This window comes from Nonomuraea sp. NPDC049684 (assembly GCF_044465345.1).
Taxonomy (GTDB): Bacteria; Actinomycetota; Actinomycetes; order Streptosporangiales; family Streptosporangiaceae; genus Nonomuraea.
The window spans coordinates 525,005-540,528 of record NZ_JBITLO010000003.1; the positions used below are offsets into that span (position 1 = coordinate 525,005).

14 protein-coding genes are annotated in these 15,524 nt (G+C 72.4%); 11 read left to right on the plus strand and 3 right to left on the minus strand.

Annotated features, from left to right (window positions below; genetic code table 11):
- Positions 1–51: 51 nt before the first annotated feature.
- The 7 genes from ACIBST_RS12750 (at position 52) to ACIBST_RS12780 (ending at position 5,440) form a co-directional block, all read left to right on the plus strand.
- Entirely contained in the window at positions 52–1,119 is a 1,068-nt protein-coding gene (locus ACIBST_RS12750; RefSeq protein WP_397171334.1) for a M24 family metallopeptidase, read from the plus strand.
- Positions 1,120–1,144: 25 nt separating this feature from the next.
- On the plus strand, positions 1,145–1,705 hold the full coding sequence (gene efp, locus ACIBST_RS12755) for an elongation factor P (RefSeq protein ID WP_352326968.1): 561 nt from the start codon (positions 1,145–1,147) through the stop codon (positions 1,703–1,705).
- Between the two features lies 1 nt (position 1,706).
- Positions 1,707–2,117, plus strand: a complete 411-nt coding sequence (gene nusB / locus ACIBST_RS12760; protein WP_189647945.1) for a transcription antitermination factor NusB — start codon at positions 1,707–1,709, stop codon at positions 2,115–2,117.
- 224 nt (positions 2,118–2,341) lie between these two features.
- Positions 2,342–2,680: an MmcQ/YjbR family DNA-binding protein gene (locus tag ACIBST_RS12765; protein WP_397171336.1), complete on the plus strand. Its 339-nt coding sequence runs from the start codon at positions 2,342–2,344 to the stop codon at positions 2,678–2,680.
- 94 nt (positions 2,681–2,774) lie between these two features.
- A complete protein-coding gene (locus tag ACIBST_RS12770; RefSeq protein ID WP_397171337.1) occupies positions 2,775–3,530 on the plus strand; it encodes a methyltransferase domain-containing protein in 756 nt (251 codons plus the stop codon).
- Between the two features lie 32 nt (positions 3,531–3,562).
- Positions 3,563–4,804 (plus strand): DNA polymerase IV, encoded by a 1,242-nt coding sequence (gene dinB, locus ACIBST_RS12775; protein WP_397171339.1) that lies wholly within the window; start codon positions 3,563–3,565, stop codon positions 4,802–4,804.
- Positions 4,805–5,044: 240 nt separating this feature from the next.
- Positions 5,045–5,440 carry a DUF3040 domain-containing protein gene (locus ACIBST_RS12780; protein WP_397171341.1) on the plus strand — a complete coding sequence of 132 codons (396 nt, stop codon included), beginning with the start codon at positions 5,045–5,047 and terminating at the stop codon, positions 5,438–5,440.
- Between the two features lie 99 nt (positions 5,441–5,539).
- Here ACIBST_RS12780 and ACIBST_RS12785 read toward each other — a convergent pair whose 3' ends face one another.
- Genes ACIBST_RS12785 through ACIBST_RS12795 form a run of 3 tightly spaced genes read right to left on the minus strand, consistent with a single transcriptional unit; the run spans position 5,540 to position 10,199 of the window.
- Positions 5,540–7,966: a transglutaminaseTgpA domain-containing protein gene (locus ACIBST_RS12785; protein WP_397171343.1), complete on the minus strand. Its 2,427-nt coding sequence runs from the start codon at positions 7,964–7,966 to the stop codon at positions 5,540–5,542.
- The gene (locus ACIBST_RS12790; protein ID WP_358293949.1) at positions 7,963–9,225 is read right to left on the minus strand and encodes a DUF58 domain-containing protein; all 1,263 of its coding nucleotides are present in this window, start codon (positions 9,223–9,225) and stop codon (positions 7,963–7,965) included. Before ACIBST_RS12790 ends, ACIBST_RS12785 begins: the two co-directional genes overlap by 4 nt.
- Positions 9,222–10,199: a MoxR family ATPase gene (locus tag ACIBST_RS12795; protein ID WP_352326975.1), complete on the minus strand. Its 978-nt coding sequence runs from the start codon at positions 10,197–10,199 to the stop codon at positions 9,222–9,224. Before ACIBST_RS12795 ends, ACIBST_RS12790 begins: the two co-directional genes overlap by 4 nt.
- 466 nt (positions 10,200–10,665) lie before the next feature.
- Here ACIBST_RS12795 and mraZ point away from each other — a divergent pair, with 466 nt between their 5' ends.
- The 4 genes from mraZ (at position 10,666) to ACIBST_RS12815 (ending at position 15,486) form a co-directional block, all read left to right on the plus strand.
- Positions 10,666–11,097 carry a division/cell wall cluster transcriptional repressor MraZ gene (gene mraZ, locus ACIBST_RS12800; RefSeq protein ID WP_352326976.1) on the plus strand — a complete coding sequence of 144 codons (432 nt, stop codon included), beginning with the start codon at positions 10,666–10,668 and terminating at the stop codon, positions 11,095–11,097.
- Positions 11,098–11,316: 219 nt separating this feature from the next.
- On the plus strand, positions 11,317–12,282 hold the full coding sequence (gene rsmH, locus ACIBST_RS12805) for a 16S rRNA (cytosine(1402)-N(4))-methyltransferase RsmH (RefSeq protein ID WP_397171345.1): 966 nt from the start codon (positions 11,317–11,319) through the stop codon (positions 12,280–12,282).
- Positions 12,272–12,763 carry a hypothetical protein gene (locus tag ACIBST_RS12810; protein WP_397171346.1) on the plus strand — a complete coding sequence of 164 codons (492 nt, stop codon included), beginning with the start codon at positions 12,272–12,274 and terminating at the stop codon, positions 12,761–12,763. The genes rsmH and ACIBST_RS12810 overlap by 11 nt, the downstream gene beginning before the upstream one ends.
- Positions 12,760–15,486 (plus strand): penicillin-binding transpeptidase domain-containing protein, encoded by a 2,727-nt coding sequence (locus ACIBST_RS12815; RefSeq protein WP_397171348.1) that lies wholly within the window; start codon positions 12,760–12,762, stop codon positions 15,484–15,486. Before ACIBST_RS12810 ends, ACIBST_RS12815 begins: the two co-directional genes overlap by 4 nt.
- The last annotated feature ends 38 nt before the right edge of the window (positions 15,487–15,524 follow it).

Here is a 15,524-nt window from a genome sequence, read left to right on the forward strand (position 1 = left end):
GGCGGCCCGGCCGGGATGGGGGAGGGGCCGGGGCGCGCGTACATTGGCGGGATGACCATCGACCACGCCGCGCGCCGGGCACGCCTGGCCGCGGCGCTGCCCGCCCGCGAGGTCCCCGCGCTCCTCGTCACCTCCCCCGTCAACGTCCGCTACCTCACCGGGCTGGTCAGCTCGAACGCGGCCGTCCTGGTCAGGGCCGACGGGTCGGCGCTGCTGGCGACCGACAACCGCTACATCGACAAGACCCGCGCCCTCGACGTGCCCGCGGTCGAGGCTCCCGACGTGGCCGGCCGGCTGGCCGCGCCGGGCGTGGGCATCGAGGCCGCCGCCATGACCGTGGCGACCTTCCGCCGCCTGGAGGCCGGCCTCAAGGAGGGCGGGGGCGAGGGCGGGGGCCTGGTGCCGCTCGGCCCGCTGGTCGAGGAGCTGCGCGCGGTCAAGGACGAGGCGGAGCTGGAGCTCATCCGCACCGCCTGCGCCCTGACCGACCAGGCCTTCGCCGACGTGCTCCCGCTGATCGCGCCGGGCCTCACCGAGCGCGCCCTGGCCCGCCTGCTCGACAACCGCATGACCGAGCTGGGCGCCGACAAGCCGGCGTTCGACACGATCGTCGCCGCCGGCGAGAACGGCGCGATCCCGCACCACGCCCCCACCGACCGCGAGCTGCGCGCCGGCGACCTGGTCACGATGGACTTCGGCGCCCGGTACCACGGCTACCACGCCGACATGACCAGGACGGTCTGCCTGGGCCCGCCCGCCGCCTGGCAGCGCGACCTGTACGACCTGGTCAGGCGCGCCCAGCGGGCCGGCCGGCACGCCCTGGCCCCGGGGGCCGCGGCCAAGTACGTCGACGCCGCCGCCCGCGGCCTGATCGAGGCGGCGGGCCACGGCGAGCACTTCCGGCACGGCCTGGGCCACGGCGTCGGCCTGGAGATCCACGAGGACCCGTTCCTGGGCCCCTCCAGGACCGGTAGACTAGAGGATCGAGTTCCGATCACCGTCGAGCCTGGGATCTACCTCCCCGAGCGGGGCGGGGTTCGCATCGAGGACACCCTCGTGACCCGTGAGGGCGGGCCGGAACTTTTCACCAAGACGACCAAGGAGCTGCTCGTCCTTTAGAGCGGCCACACGCGGGAGAGAACGAGTGGCGACGACCAACGACCTCAAGAACGGCATGGTGCTGAAGCTCGAGGGCGGTGAGCTCTGGAGCGTTGTCGAGTTCCAGCACGTCAAGCCGGGCAAGGGCGGCGCGTTCGTGCGCACCAAGCTCAAGAACGTCCTCTCCGGCAAGGTCGTCGACAAGACCTTCAACGCCGGCGTGAAGGTCGACGTGGCCAACGTCGACAAGCGCGAGATGCAGTACTCCTACAAGGACGGCGACGACTTCGTCTTCATGGACACCGAGACCTACGACATGGTCAACGTGCCCGCCCGCACCGTCGGCACCGCCGCCAACTACATGCTGGAGAACACCCTCGCCACGATCGCCTTCAACGAGGGCTCGGCGCTCTACGTCGACCTGCCCGCCGCCGTCGAGCTGCTGATCTCCAACACCGAGCCCGGCCTGCAGGGCGACCGCTCCACCGGCGGCACCAAGCCCGCCACGCTGGAGACCGGCGCCGAGATCAAGGTGCCGCTGTTCATCACCACCGGCGAGAAGGTCAAGGTCGACACCCGCAGCGGCGAATACCTCGGCCGGGCCTGAGGTGTCTGCACGCGGCAAAGCACGCAGGCGCGCCCTTGACATCCTCTTCGAGGCCGAGCTGCGCTCGGAGGATCCGCTGCGGATCCTCGCCGAGCGCGTCGAGCGGCAGGAGCCGCCGGTCAACGAGTACACCTCGGCCATCGTCGAGGGCGTGGCCCGCCACCACGCCCGCATCGACGAGCTGATCACCACCTACTCCGAGGGCTGGACACTCGACCGCATGCCCGCCGTCGACCGCAACCTGCTGCGCGGCGGCACGTACGAGCTGCTGTGGATGCCCGACGTGCCGGAGGGCGTGGTCATCAGCGAGTGGGTGCACCTGGCGGGCGAGCTGTCGACCGACGAGTCGCCGCAGTTCATCAACGGGCTGCTGGCCCGGTTCAAGCAACTCAAGCCAAGCCTCACCCTTTAGACAAAGGCCGCGAAGGCCGTTTCGGGGTACGTTCCACTCAGACGGTCCGTACGGCTCGCGAAGAGGCGGCGGAAGGCACGCCGCGCGGCCTTCCGATGCGGTCCCCGGCCTGGCCGCGGGGCCGCGAGCCCTGAGCCGTGAGCCGGTCCGGGGAAGTGGCGCGTCACCAGCCGCGACGCGCCCTTTTCCGGCCTTGTCCGGCTTTCTGTGTGAGCATCGGTCCCATGGTGACCGAAGACGAGGTGCGCGCCCTGGCCCTGGCGCTCCCCGAGACCGCCGAGAAACCCATGTACGGCACGCCCGCCTTCTACGTGCGCGGCCGGTGGTTCGCCCGGATCACGCAGGAGGACGGCGTGCTCGCGGTGCCGGTGGGCGGCGTGGAGCTCAAGCACGAGCTGATCGCCGCCGTCCCCGGCACGTTCTTCTCCACGCCCCACTACGACGGGCACGCCGTGGTGCTGGTGCGCCTGGCGGCCGTGGCGGCCGGCGAGCTGGCCGAGCTGCTGACCGACGCCTGGCGGCTGCGGGCGCCCAAGAGGGTGGCGGCGGCCTTCGACGGTTAGGGTCCGGCCTGCGGGCGAGGGCGCGTACGGCGTAGGCTGGGCCCGTCCGCACAGGGCGAGGGCCGCCCGCGGAGGAGAGAGAGGCGAGCCGACGTTGCGAGCAGAAGGCGTCACCACGAAGACCCCGGCGGTGCGCACCGCCGTCGTGTGGGGCGCGTTGCGGTCGGTGCTGGCCGAGCGTGCCGAGGCCGTCGGCCGGGCCGCGCTCGACATCGTCGACGCCGGCGGGGGCACCGGCGGGTTCGCCGTGCCGCTGGCCGAGCTCGGCCACACCGTCACCGTCGTCGACCCCAGCCCCGACTCGCTGGCCGCGCTGGAGCGCCGGGCCAAGGAGAAGGGCGTGGGCGTGCGCGGCCTGCAGGGCGACACCGCCGACCTCGGCGACCTGCTCGACCGCGACAGCGCCGACCTGGTCCTGTGCCACAGCGTCCTGGAGTACGTCGACGACCCCACCGGCGCGCTGGCCGCCGTCGCCGGGCTGCTGCGCCCGGGTGGCGCCGTCAGCGTGCTGGCCGCCAACCCCGTGGCCAGCGCGATCCACCGGGCGCTGGCCGGGCAGTTCGACGAGGCCAGGGCCGTGCTGGCCGACCCGCGCGGCACGTGGGGCGACCGCGACCCCACGCCGCGGCGCTTCACCGCCGAGACCCTGGCGCAGCTGCTGACCGCCACGGGCTTCACCGTCGGCGCGGTCCACGGCGTGCGGGTCTTCGCCGACCTGGTGCCCAGCCGGCTCGTCGACGGCGAGCCCGGCGCGGCCGAGGCGCTCGCGGCGCTGGAGCAGGCCGCCGCCGTCCACCCCGTGCTGCGGGACGTCGCGACCCAGGTGCACGTCCTCGGTCACCGGCCCTAGTCTGGAACGTCTGTTCGGATAGACTCGCAGGCGTGTCCCGCAAGCAGATCACAGGCATCGGCCCCGCGCCGCGGACCGGGGTCGATGACAGCGGCTGCCCGATTCTCCACGTCGACATGGACGCCTTCTTCGCCAGCGTCGAGCTGCTGGAGCGGCCGGAGCTGCGGGGCCGTCCGGTGATCGTCGGCTCGCCGGCCGGGCGCGGCGTCGTGCTCAGCGCCACCTACGAGGCCAGGGCGTTCGGCGTCCACTCGGCGATGCCGATGAGCAGGGCGCGCCGGCTGTGCCCGCAGGCCACGATCATCCCGCCCAGCCACGGCAAGTACTCCGAGGTCTCCAAGGGCGTCATGGAGATCTTCCACTCGATCACCCCGCTGGTCGAGCCGATCGCCTCCGACGAGGCGTTCCTCGACGTCGGCGGCGCCCGGCGGCGGCTCGGCCCGCCCGCGGCGATCGCCGCCATGATCAGGGAGCAGGTCCTCGACCGCTACGGCATCACCTGCTCGGTCGGGGTGGCCTCCAGCAAATTCGTGGCAAAGCTGGCCTCCAAGCAGTGCAAGCCCGACGGGCTGCTGGTGGTGCCAGAAGGGCAGGTGGTCGACTTCCTCCACCCGCTGCCGGTCTCGGCGTTGTGGGGCGTGGGGGAGCGCACCGAGCAGTCCCTCGTACGGCTCGGCATCCGCACGGTCGGCGACCTGGCCAGGGTGCCCCTGGGCACGCTCCAGCGCGAGCTCGGGCAGGCCGTCGGCGGCCACCTGGCGACGCTGGCCTGGGGGCGCGACGAGCGTCCGGTGACCGCGCACGTGCCCGACAAGAGCATCGGCAACGAGGAGACCTTCGCGGCCGACGTCGACGACCCCGAGGTGATCCGGCGCGAGCTGCTGCGCCTGGCCGAGCGCGTGGCGGCCCGGATGCGTAAGGGCGGCCACGTGGGCAGAACTGTAAGTGTGAAGCTGCGCCGGGCCGATTTCACCACGATCACCAGGTCGCGCACCCTGCGGGAGCCGACCGACGTGGCCCAGGTGATCTACGCGACCGCCTGCGAGCTGTTCGAGGCCGCCGGTCTCCAGCGGGTGCGCCTGCGCCTGGTCGGGGTCCGGATGGAGAACCTCCGCCCGGCCGGCGAGGCCACCCATCAGCTCGGTCTGGGCGAGCGCGAGACCGGCTGGCGCGAGGCCGAACAGGCGATGGACAAGGCGATCCGGAGATTTGGCCCCGATGCGGTGCTCCCAGCGTCGCTGGTACGTGGCAAGCTTGATGAAATAGAGACATGACGCCCATGTCCTACTTGATCGGTCAGTCGGGTAGGAGAAGGATGTCGCGATTTTGGGGGAAGGGGTGCGAGATGGTCCACAATGGAGCCATGACGTCACCTCCGGTTTGGTCTGCGTTGGACGTTTGCTTTCGCCTACGTCTACAGCCTCGTATTCTGGGGATAACCGACCGCGAGGTTCGGACACCCCGTGTCGTCCGTTGCCGTCTTCCCCGTCCTGGGGCTGTCCTTGGGAGGCGCCGTGCCGCTCTCTGAGCACGAGCAGCGCTTGCTCGACCAGATCGAGCAGGCCCTCTACGCCGAGGACCCGAAGTGGGCCAACACCGTAAGGATCAGTGACCCGCGCAGCCATTACAAGCGTCGCCTGATCAAAGCCTCCATCGGCTTTGCGCTCGGCGTCGTGATCATGATGGTCGGCGTGGTCATGAGTCAGATCCCGCTCGGCGTCGGCGGTTTCGTGGTCATGCTCGCCGCGTGTCTGTGGGGTCTGTCCAGCTGGAAGCGCATGAACGGGTTCGGCGACTCGCCGCCGGCCCCGGGCGCGGGCGGCGCGGGCAGGCAGACCAGGCGCGCCAACCGGGGCACCTTCATGGAGCGCATGGAGGAGCGCTGGCGCCGTCGTCACGACGAGCGCTGACCTCCTCGCGGCTCCTCGCCGGCCCCGGACCTTCCGCCATACGCGAACGTGCGGCCGTTCCCCTTCCGGGGAGCGACCGCACGCTCGGTCCTGGGCGGCTCAGGCGCTCTTGTGCGCCGCCGTCCGCCGCAGCCTGATGTTCTCCAGCAGGTCGAAGCCGTCCAGCAGGCGCTCGCCCAGCGCCCGCAGCCGCCGCAGCGTCGAGGGCGGCAGCAGCACCGCCCGCACCCGCCTTCCCCGCGACACCGTCGCCGCCAGGGCCTGCCGCACCTTGCGCAGGTCCTTTCTCATGGGCCCGATCGTGCCCGGGTCCCTGGCGAACAGCACCCGCTCGACCGTCGTCGCGATGGCCGTCATGGCGGCCGCCGACTCGGCGTCGAACTCGTACTGCTGGCTCAGCCGCCGGGCCAGGGCCCGCGGGGTCTCGCTGGCGCCGCGGGTCATGCCGTAGTCGCACAGCACGTCGTCCAGCTCGGCCCACACGGCCGCGATCGACGGGTGGTGGGCGGTCGCGATCCTGGCCGTCAGGTCGTCGGCCGGTTGCGAGACCTTCCAGCCCAGCGCGCGCACCCGCCGGTTCCTGGTGAGCAGCCGCAGCGCCGCCGGGACCAGCAGGAGCAGCAGCAGCGCGCCCGCGCCGATGCCGAGCTTGCCGATCAGCGGCATCGAGTCGTCCGGCGGCAGGCCGCCCGTGGCGATCAGGCCCTCACGGTCGAGCTCGCGCGGGTTGCGCCGGGTCGAGGGGTTGATCGGGTCGTCGGCGCCGGACTCGGTCGCGCCGCTGCTCGGCGAGGTGGACGGCGTCGTCGAAGGCGCCGGCGGGACCGTGTAGTCCGGCACCCGCGCGCTGCCCTGCCCCAGCGACCCGGCCGGCGTCGGCTCGAACGGCAGCCAGCCCACGCCCTCGAAGTACAGCTCGGGCCAGGAGTGCGAGTCGCCGGTCGTGACCGTCCAGTTGTCGCCGACCTTCGTGCCGCCGGTGTAGCCGATCGCCACCCGCGACGGGATGCCGACGATCCTGGCCAGCACCGCCATCGAGGCCGCGAACTGCTCGCAGTAACCCGTGCGGTCGCGCAGCAGGAAGTCGCGCAGCGCGGAGTTGCCGTGGCCCTGCGTGCGCAGGTCGTAGCGGAAGTCGCCGTCCTTGGTGAAGAACTGCTGGAGCTTCACCGCCGCCTCGTAGTTGGAGTTGGTCTGCGCCGTCAGCGAGCGCGCCAGCCGGACGATCTCCGGCGGCAGGTTGTCCGGCAGCTTCAGGTAGCGCCGGTCCACGCTCGGCTGGACGCCCTCCAGCGACTCCAGCAGCTCCGGCGTGGCGGCCGGCTCGCTGGTGGCGACCTCGTACTCCAGGCCGGCCGCCTCGTCGGGGATGGAGAAGACCATCAGCGTGCCCACGTCGGCGCGCCAGTCGCCGTCCACCCGGATCTGCCGCGGCGGGTACGGCAGCGGCAGGAACTGCAGCCGCTCGATCTCGTCGCTCATCCGGATCTTGGTGACGACGTTGCTGACCTTCGTGCTCGCGCTCAGCCCCGGCGGCGGCGGCAGCGGGCCGTTCTCCGTCCTGTTGTCCGGCGAGCCCTTCGGCTCGGTCATGCCGAACTGCTGGCCGTCGAAGGTGTCCAGCGCGTAGATCCGCAGGTACCTGGGCTTGTTGTCGTTGTTGTTGTAGGTGAGCACCACGCGCCGCTCGGGCAGTTCGAGCTGCCCCCGCAGGCTCGCGATCGGGCTCGCGATGCTGATCGAGTTGCCCTTGCCGCCGCCCCGGCCGCCCACGCCGAACTGGAAGAAGGAGACCGGCTCCATCACCGGCAGCGCGGCGGGCAGCAGCACGGCCAGCGCGATGGCGGCGAACCCGATGCGCTTGCCCGACAGCCGCAGCCCGCTGGTGTCGGCCCTGGCCCCGCCGGTGTCCGGACGCGGCCCGGTCGCCGCCCTGGTCCGGCGGACGAGCACCGCCCGTCCCCAGTGGCCCACCCGCTCGCGCCCGTCGGCGATCAGCAGGCTGACGAAGCCGAGCGCGGCGATGATGAAGGCGGGCCAGCTGATCGGCTCGGCCAGGATCGTCGCCGGGACCGTGGCCAGCGCCAGCAGCGGCAGCCCGGCCAGCGCCGCCCGCCGCAGCCGCGCGGCGAGCAGGTCCACGGCGATCGCGATGACGCCCACGCCGCCCGCGGTCAGCAGCGTGATGCCGTCCGTGGACGGCACGGGCGCGGCGTAGCGCTGGATGTCGGCCCAGCCGACCCCGAGCAGCCGGCCCAGCTCCCACACCGACTCCTTGGTCGGGATGACCAGCGCCCACGCCTTGCCGGAGGCGAAGACCACGGTCAGGAAGATCCCTAACGCGGCCAGCCCGGCCAGCGGCGCGGCCCAGGCCGGCAGCGACAGGCGGGAGCCGACCAGCCCGGCGGCCATCACGGCCAGCACCGCGCCGAGCGACGTCCAGAACCAGGCGCCGCCCTGGAAGAGCGGATAGAGCAGGATCGCCGCGGCGAACGCGGCCACACCCGAGGCGGCCGTCAGCCTCATGCCGCACCTCCCGTGGGGTTGAGCGCGTACCTGCCGCGGTTGGCGGCGTCCGGCCAGACCGAGGCGATGGAGGTGCCGGCGGGCAGGCGGACGATCCGCCACCCGTAACCGGCCAGGACGCCCTGCACGGCGTCGAAGTTCTCGTGCGAGCCCCGGCCGGCGCCCTCCCAGGTGCCGGCGTCGAGCAGGACCGCGACACCGGTGACGCCGCTGTGCCGCAGCCTGGCCAGCTCCCTGGCCTCCTCCGGGTCGAGCGCGCCGAGCACGGCCACGATCAGTCCGTCGCCGCCGCCCTGGCGCAGGGCCGAGACGCCCATCTCCAGCGAGCGGGCCGAGCTGTGCCGCACCACGGCGAGCGTGTCCAGCAGCGAGTAGCTGAGCCCCTGGTCGGTCAGGTGCTCGGCGCCCTGGTCGGTCACCAGCCGCAGGCCCAGGCCCTCGTGGGCGAGGTGCACGCCGATCGAGGCGGCGGCCGAGACCGCCACCTCGAAGGAGGAGCGCGGGCCCTCGCCGCGGTGGGCGTGCCTGCGGGTGTCCAGCAGGAGCGCGCCGCGGCTCTGCCACTGCTGCTCCTCGCGGCGCACCATCAGCTCGCCGTGCCGGGCGGTCGAGCGCCAGTGCACCCGGCGCAGGTCGTCGCCCTGCCGGTACTCGCGCGGCGCCACGTCGTCGTCCCCGGCCGCGGCCACGCTCCTGGTGCGGCTGTCGCCGCCGCCCGTCCACTCGCCCGACAGCCGTACGTGCGGCAGCGCCACCACCTGCGGCGTCACCACCAGCGTGTCGCTGATCGTGAACGCCCGCGTCAGCTCCACCAGCCCGAACGGGTCGGCGATGCGCACCGACAGCGGCCCGATCGTGTACCTGCCGCGCAGGTCGGACCGGACCCGGTAGTCGATCTCACGCACGCCCTTGGACTCGACCCGGTCGAGCACGAACCGCGGCCGCACGCCCAGCGCGTACGGCACGGTGTCCTCGATCAGCAGCAGCCCGGTCGGCAGCCGGGTCACGTTCTCCAGGCGCAGCGTCACCGTGGCCTCCCCGCCCACCTCCGCCCGGGGCGGGTCCAGCCTCCGCGCGCAGCTCAGCCGGTACCTGGTACGTGCCACCACCAGCGCGGCCAGCAGCGGCAGCGCCGTGACCAGCACGCCGATCCTGAACAGGTCGTTCTCACCCAGGATCAGCGCCATCAGCAGCGCCGCGATCCCCGAGGCCAGGAACGACCTGCCGCGGGAGGTCAGCGCCCGCAGTCCGGCCCTCACGACGCTCGCGTCTCCGGCACCGGCACGCGCCTGACGAGGTCGGTCACCACCTGCTCGGGCAGCCGGCGCTGGCCCTGGGCCTCGACGCTGGGCAGCAGCCGGTGCGCCAGCACGGGCACGGCCAGGTCCTGCAGGTCGTCGGGGATGACGTAGTCGCGTCCGGCCAGCGCCGCGTGCGCCCTGGCCGCGCGGACGAGCTGCAGCGTGGACCGGGGTGAGGCGCCCAGCCGCAGGTCGGGGGAGTGACGGGTGGCCACGACGAGGTCGATGGCGTACTTCTTGACCGGCTGCGAGACGTACACGCCGCGCACGGCCTCGATCAGCGCGCGCACCTCTGCGGTCGTGGCGACCGGCTCCAGCTTGTCCAGCGGCGAGGTGCTGCCGTGCACGTCGAGCATCTCCAGCTCGGCGGTCGGCTCCGGGTAGCCCATGGCGACCCGGGCGGTGAACCGGTCGCGCTGGGCCTCGGGGAGGGGATAGGTGCCCTCCATCTCGATGGGGTTCTGGGTGGCGATCACCATGAAGGGGGCGTCCAGGGGGTACGTCACGCCGTCCACGGTGACCTGGTGCTCCTCCATGCACTCCAGCAACGCCGACTGCGTCTTGGGGGAGGCGCGGTTGATCTCGTCGCCCACGACGATGTTGGCGAACACCGGCCCGGGCTTGAACTCGAACTCACGCGTCTGCTGGTTGTAGGCGCTGACCCCGGTGATGTCACTGGGCAACAGGTCGGGCGTGAACTGCACGCGGCGCACCGGGCAGTCGATGGAGCGCGCCAGAGCCTTGGCGAGCATCGTCTTGCCGACCCCCGGCACGTCCTCGATCAAAAGGTGGCCCTCGGCGAGCAGGACGGTCAGCGTGAGACGGACGGCGTCGCTCTTTCCCTCGATCACCGACTCGATGGCCTGCCGGATTCGGTGGGCGGTGGAGACCAGCTCGTCAAGCTGGGGAGGGACGTCATGGGTTAGTGCCACCAGGCCTCCATAGTGCGACGGCTGTCCCGCACGGTGCCATTACGGGAGCCATGCCATTCCTTTTCCATTGTCTGTACGACCCTACGACGCTGCGGGTTCTTGAGCGACATTTGTGGATATTCCAGGGAACCCCGCTGATGTTCCTGTTCTTGTCGCATAGCAGTGCGAATCCCGTGACACTGACCCCCTCGGCCGCCCCACTTTCCTCCACCCCCGCCTTCGCGTCTGCCGCGAGCCCCTATACCGCCGGTCTTTCCAACCCTCGACACGCCCATGAGGGTTGGCCCGCCCCCCGGCGCCCCCCACCCCCGCTCCACCGCCCTGACCTGCGGTAACGCAACGGAAACTGATGATGAAGACGGTTCGAATCAGTTGACGGTGGGGAGAAGTGGAGTATGGTGGTGCGCAGTGGAGGGCCCGGTGCACCAGCGCTGAGCGCTTCGCTGAGGCACGGGAGGTGGCGCCGATGTTCCTCGGCACCCATCAACCGCGTCTTGACGACAAGGGACGGCTGTTCCTGCCGGCTAAGTACCGTGAGGAGCTGGCGGAGGGTCTTGTGATCACCAAAGGCCAGGAGCGATGCCTCTACGTCTTTCCAGTAGAGGAGTTCCAGCGCATAACCGAGGCTCTCAGCACCGCCCCGGTCACCGCCAAGGCGGTGCGTGACTACAGCCGCGTCTTCTTCGCCAGCGCGTCCGACGAGAAACCAGACAAGCAGGGACGCGTCACGATCCCGCAGAGCCTGCGTCAATACGCCGGCCTGGAGCGTGACTGCGTCGTCATCGGGGCCAACACCCGGCTGGAGATCTGGGACTCCCAGGCTTGGGACACCTATCTCAACGCGCAGGAGCAGGCGTTCGCCGATCTGTCGGAGGAGGTGCTGCCAGGGATCTTGTAGTGATCACGGTCGATCCGTCGGTGATGTCGTTCGGCGAGGTCTCCACCCGCAACCACTGCCTGCCAACTGATGCACCTTCCCCGGTGTCAGAGGGCGGGCGTCCACGAAGAGGGTGCGGATGGGGACCTGGCCGGGCGGCGCCGGGTGGGGACCCAGGAATGACTGACGATTGACCGATACGCGTCATCCGCGAGCAGGACGCGAGAGGGGGGGTTGGAGATGGACGACAACGCAGGCACGGGCGGTCACGTTCCGGTGATGCTCGAGCGCGTACTGGAGCTGCTGGGCCCGGCGCTGACGGGGCCGGAGCCGGTCGTCGTCGACGCCAATCTCGGGCTCGGGGGCCACTCCGAGGCCCTGCTCGCCGCCTTCCCCTCCCTGCGCCTCATCGGGATCGACCGCGACCCGTTCGCGATCGACTTCTCCACCCGCAGGCTCGCCCCCTACGCCGACCGCACCACCCTGGTCCACGCCTCCTCGGGCGACCTGGCCCAGATCGTCGCCGAGGCCGGGCATGCCGCGGTCCACGGCGTGCTGTTCGACCTCGGCGTCTCCTCGCCGCAGCTCGACGAGGCCGAACGCGGCTTCGCCTACTCCTACGACGCCCCGCTCGACATGCGCATGGACACCGAGCAGGAGCTGACGGCCGAGCGGGTGGTCAACACCTATCCGGCCGCCGACCTGGCACGAATCCTGCGCGACTACGGCGAGGAACGTTTCGCGCCGAGGGTCGCGGGGCTTATCGTCAAGGAACGCGCCAAGGAGCCCATCACCTCCACCAAGAGACTCGCCGACATCGTGCGCGACGCGATCCCCGCGGCGACCAGGCGCACCGGCGGCAACCCCGCCAAGAGGACTTTCCAGGCGCTGCGCATCGAGGTCAACGCGGAGCTGTCCGCCCTGGAGGCGGCGCTGCCCGCGGCGCTCGACGCGCTGGCGCTGGGTGGGCGGGTCGTCGTGCTCTCCTACCACTCCCTTGAGGACCGGCTCACCAAGCAGGCCCTCACGGCGCGAACCAAGGACACCAGCCCGCCAGGGCTGCCCGTCCCGCTACCGGCACACCAGCCGAGGTTCCGCCTGCTGACGAGGGGAGCCGAGCTCCCCAGCGATGAAGAGCTCGCCCGCAACCCGCGGGCGGCCTCGGCCCGGCTACGGGCGGCAGAGAGGATCCGCGTTGACGATTGAGCAGGAGACCGGCCGGGTCGCGCCCGTCCGCCGCGCCATGCCCAAGCCGGGCACGCGCAGGCCGGGCGTCTCGCACCAGACCAAGCCGCGGCCCCGTCCTGACACCGGCGGCCGGCGGCCGGCGGCCGCGCGTCCCGGCGAGAGCGCCGCGCCCGCGCGCCGTCCCGCCGCGCGGCGACCCTCGACCAAGCGGCAGCGGGCGCCGTTCGTGCTGCTCGTCGTCGGGTTGATGTGCGGCGGGCTGGTGAGCCTGCTGCTGCTCAACATCATGCTCAACCGCGACGCCATCACCGACGCCAAGCTGCGCGAGGAGATCGCGGTGGCCCAGCAGGAGAAGGAAGCGCTGCGGCTGGAGTACGAGCGCAAGATGCAGCCCCAGAACATCGCCGACCGTGCCGAGGCGCAGGGCTACCACCTGGACAAGAACCTGCGGCCCTGGGACAAGGGCGAGCCGAGTGGCCAGGCGGTCCCGGAGCGGTGAGGGATTCAGGCGGCAGGGGACAGCGTCCCGGCCGCGGCGCTGGCGGCGCCGGCTCTCCTGGAGGGCCCGGCGCCGCTCGTCGTACGCCGGGCGGTCCGGGGCGGGCAGGGCGAGGGGGCTCTGCCCGTTCCGACGGGACGGGCCGCCCGGCGGCGCCGGACGACTCGCCGCGCAAGCGTCCTCCCGACCCGTTCGACCTGCCGTTCGACGACGACCTGAGGGGCCGCAGGCCCCACGAACCCGGCGACGACGCGCGCGGCAGCGCCCGCCGCGACTCCGCGGGCGGCTCCCGTGGCCGGCAGCGCCGCGACGACGGCGACCGCGCCCGGCCCCGTGACGACGACGAGGGCGCCCGCTCGCGCCGCGACCCGGGCGACGGCCCGCGCCGCCGTCCGCGCGACGACTCCCGCGACGACTCCGGTAACCGCGCCGCCTCCCGGGGCCGCGACGACGACGACCGCCCGCGCGGGCGCACCCCGCAGAGCCGCGACGGCGACGACCGCCCGCGTGGCCGCGCCGCCCAGGGCCGCGACGAGAGCGACCGGACGCGTGGCCGTGCCGCCCAGGGCCGAGACGACGGCGCCCGGAACAGGGCGCCGCAGGAGGGGCCGCGCCGCCGCGGCGACGGCCCCGGCCCCGACCAGGCCCGCGGCTCAAGATCCGACCAGGCGCGCGGCTCAAGGCCGGACCAGGGGCGCGGCCCCCGGCCGGACGAGGGGCGCAGCTCGCGGTCCGAGCCGGCGCGGCCCGGGTCGGGGCCGGGTCAGAGCCGGGGCTCCCGATCAGATCAGGGGCGCGCCGGCAGGCCCGAGCAGACCCGCGGTCCGAGGGCCGGTCAGGCGCGCGGTCCGGCCTCCGGCCAGGTGCGCGCCTCCGGGCTGGACCAGGCACGCGGGCGTGAGCGCGGCATGCTGCGCCGCGGCGCGGACGTGCCGCCCCCCAGGGGCCCGCGCCGCCCGCCCACGCCGCCCCGCCCGCCGCGGCCCCCGCTGGTGCTGCGCCTGGGCAGCCCGCGCCGGCGCATCAACATCGGCCTGATCGGCATGACGTTCATCCTGTCGATCTTCGCCGGCCGGCTGATCCAGATGCAGGGCCTCGACTCCAAGGTCTACGAGGCCGCCGCCGTCGGCCAGCGCCAGCACGTCGAGGAGATCCCCGCCAAGCGCGGCACGATCACCGACGTCAACGGCAACGCGCTGGCCCGTACGTCGGAGGCCCGCGAGGTGTCCATCGACCCCTCCAAGGTCCCCGCGGACGTCCGCGCCAACGTGGCCGCGATCCTGGCCAGGCAGCTCGGCAAGACCGTCGAGGAGATGACCGCCAAGCTGTCCAGGACCGGCAGCCGCTACCAGCTCCTGGCCAGAGACGTCGACCCGGTCGTGGCCACCCGCCTGCTGCAGGCCCGCGTGCCCGCGCTCAGCGCGAAGAAGACCTACCGCCGCGACTACCCGGCCGGCGACCTGGCCGGCAGCCTCATCGGCTTCGTCGGCGACGAGGGCAACGGCCTGGGCGGCATGGAGCAGGCCAAGAACACGATCCTGGCCGGCCGCGACGGCAAGCAGCGGGTCGAGACCGGCCGCGACGGCCTGCGCATCCCCATGACCAGCAGCGAGCGCACCGCGCCCGTCAACGGCCAGGACGTGCGGCTCACCATCGACCGCGACATCCAGTGGGCCGCCCAGAAGGCGGTCGCCGAGCAGGTGCGCGAGTCCGGCGCGAGCAGCGGCGCGGTCATCGTCATGGACGTCAGGACCGCCCAGATCATCGCCATGGCCAACGCGCCCGAGCTCGACCTGGGCAACTGGCGCAGGGCCCCCGCCTCCTCCTACGTCAACAAGGCCGCCGCGGACGTGTTCGAGCCCGGCAGCACCAACAAGGTGATCACCGCCGCCGCCGCGCTGGAGGCCAAGGAGGTCACCCCCGACACGGTGTTCCAGGTGCCCGACAACATCAGGTGCGCCGACCGGGTGCTGCGCGACGCCCACGCCCACAAGCCCGAGGCGATGACCTTCCGGCAGGCCATGGCCCAGTCCAGCAACGTCGCCACGATCATGGCCGCCCGCAAGGTCGGCAGCGAGCGCCTGTACGCGATGCTCAGGGCGTTCGGGTTCGGCACCACCCCGGCGGGCGGCGTGCCCAACGCCGAGGCGGGCCTGCTGCCCAACTACAAGAACTGGTCGGGCAGCCAGAGCTGCACGGTCGCCTACGGCCAGGGCGTGTCGGTGACCGCCCTGCAGACCGCCAGCGTCTACCAGACCATCGCCAACGGCGGCGTCCGCGTCGATCCGCAGATCGTGGCGGGCACCACCGACGCCTCCGGCAGGTTCGTCCCGGCTCCCGCGGGCAGGCAGACCAGAGTGGTGAGCGAGACGACGGCCAAGGAGATCACGACGATGCTGGAGACCGCGGTGAGCGCCGAGGGCACCGGCGCGCTGGCCGCCATCCCCGGCTACCGGGTGGCGGGCAAGACCGGCACCGCCGACCGCTACGACGCCGAGCTGGGCCGCTACGACGGCTACACGGCCTCCTTCGTCGGTTTCGCGCCTGCGGACGCGCCCCGGCTGGTGGTGCTCTCGGTGCTCCAGAACCCCAAGAACGGCCATTTCGGCGGCCAGCTCGCGGCCCCCGTGTTCAAGGATGTGATGACGTTCGCCATCAAGAGCAGGAAGATTCCTCCCACAGGCTCGGACGCGCCGCCGGTGCGTACGCGCGCGGGACAGTGAGCAGGGAAGGTACGCTCTCGCCGTGCGTCCCCCGTCGT

Bases quoted from the DNA above. Each gene is read 5' to 3' on its own strand.
- ACIBST_RS12750 (WP_397171334.1), top strand. From the start codon at position 52: ATGACCATCGACCACGCCGCGCGCCGGGCACGCCTGGCCGCGGCGCTG.
- ACIBST_RS12765 (WP_397171336.1), top strand. From the start codon at position 2,342: ATGGTGACCGAAGACGAGGTGCGCGCCCTGGCCCTGGCGCTCCCCGAG.
- mraZ (WP_352326976.1), top strand. From the start codon at position 10,666: ATGTTCCTCGGCACCCATCAACCGCGTCTTGACGACAAGGGACGGCTG.
- rsmH (WP_397171345.1), top strand. From the start codon at position 11,317: ATGGACGACAACGCAGGCACGGGCGGTCACGTTCCGGTGATGCTCGAG.
- ACIBST_RS12785 (WP_397171343.1), bottom strand. From the start codon at position 7,966: ATGAGGCTGACGGCCGCCTCGGGTGTGGCCGCGTTCGCCGCGGCGATC.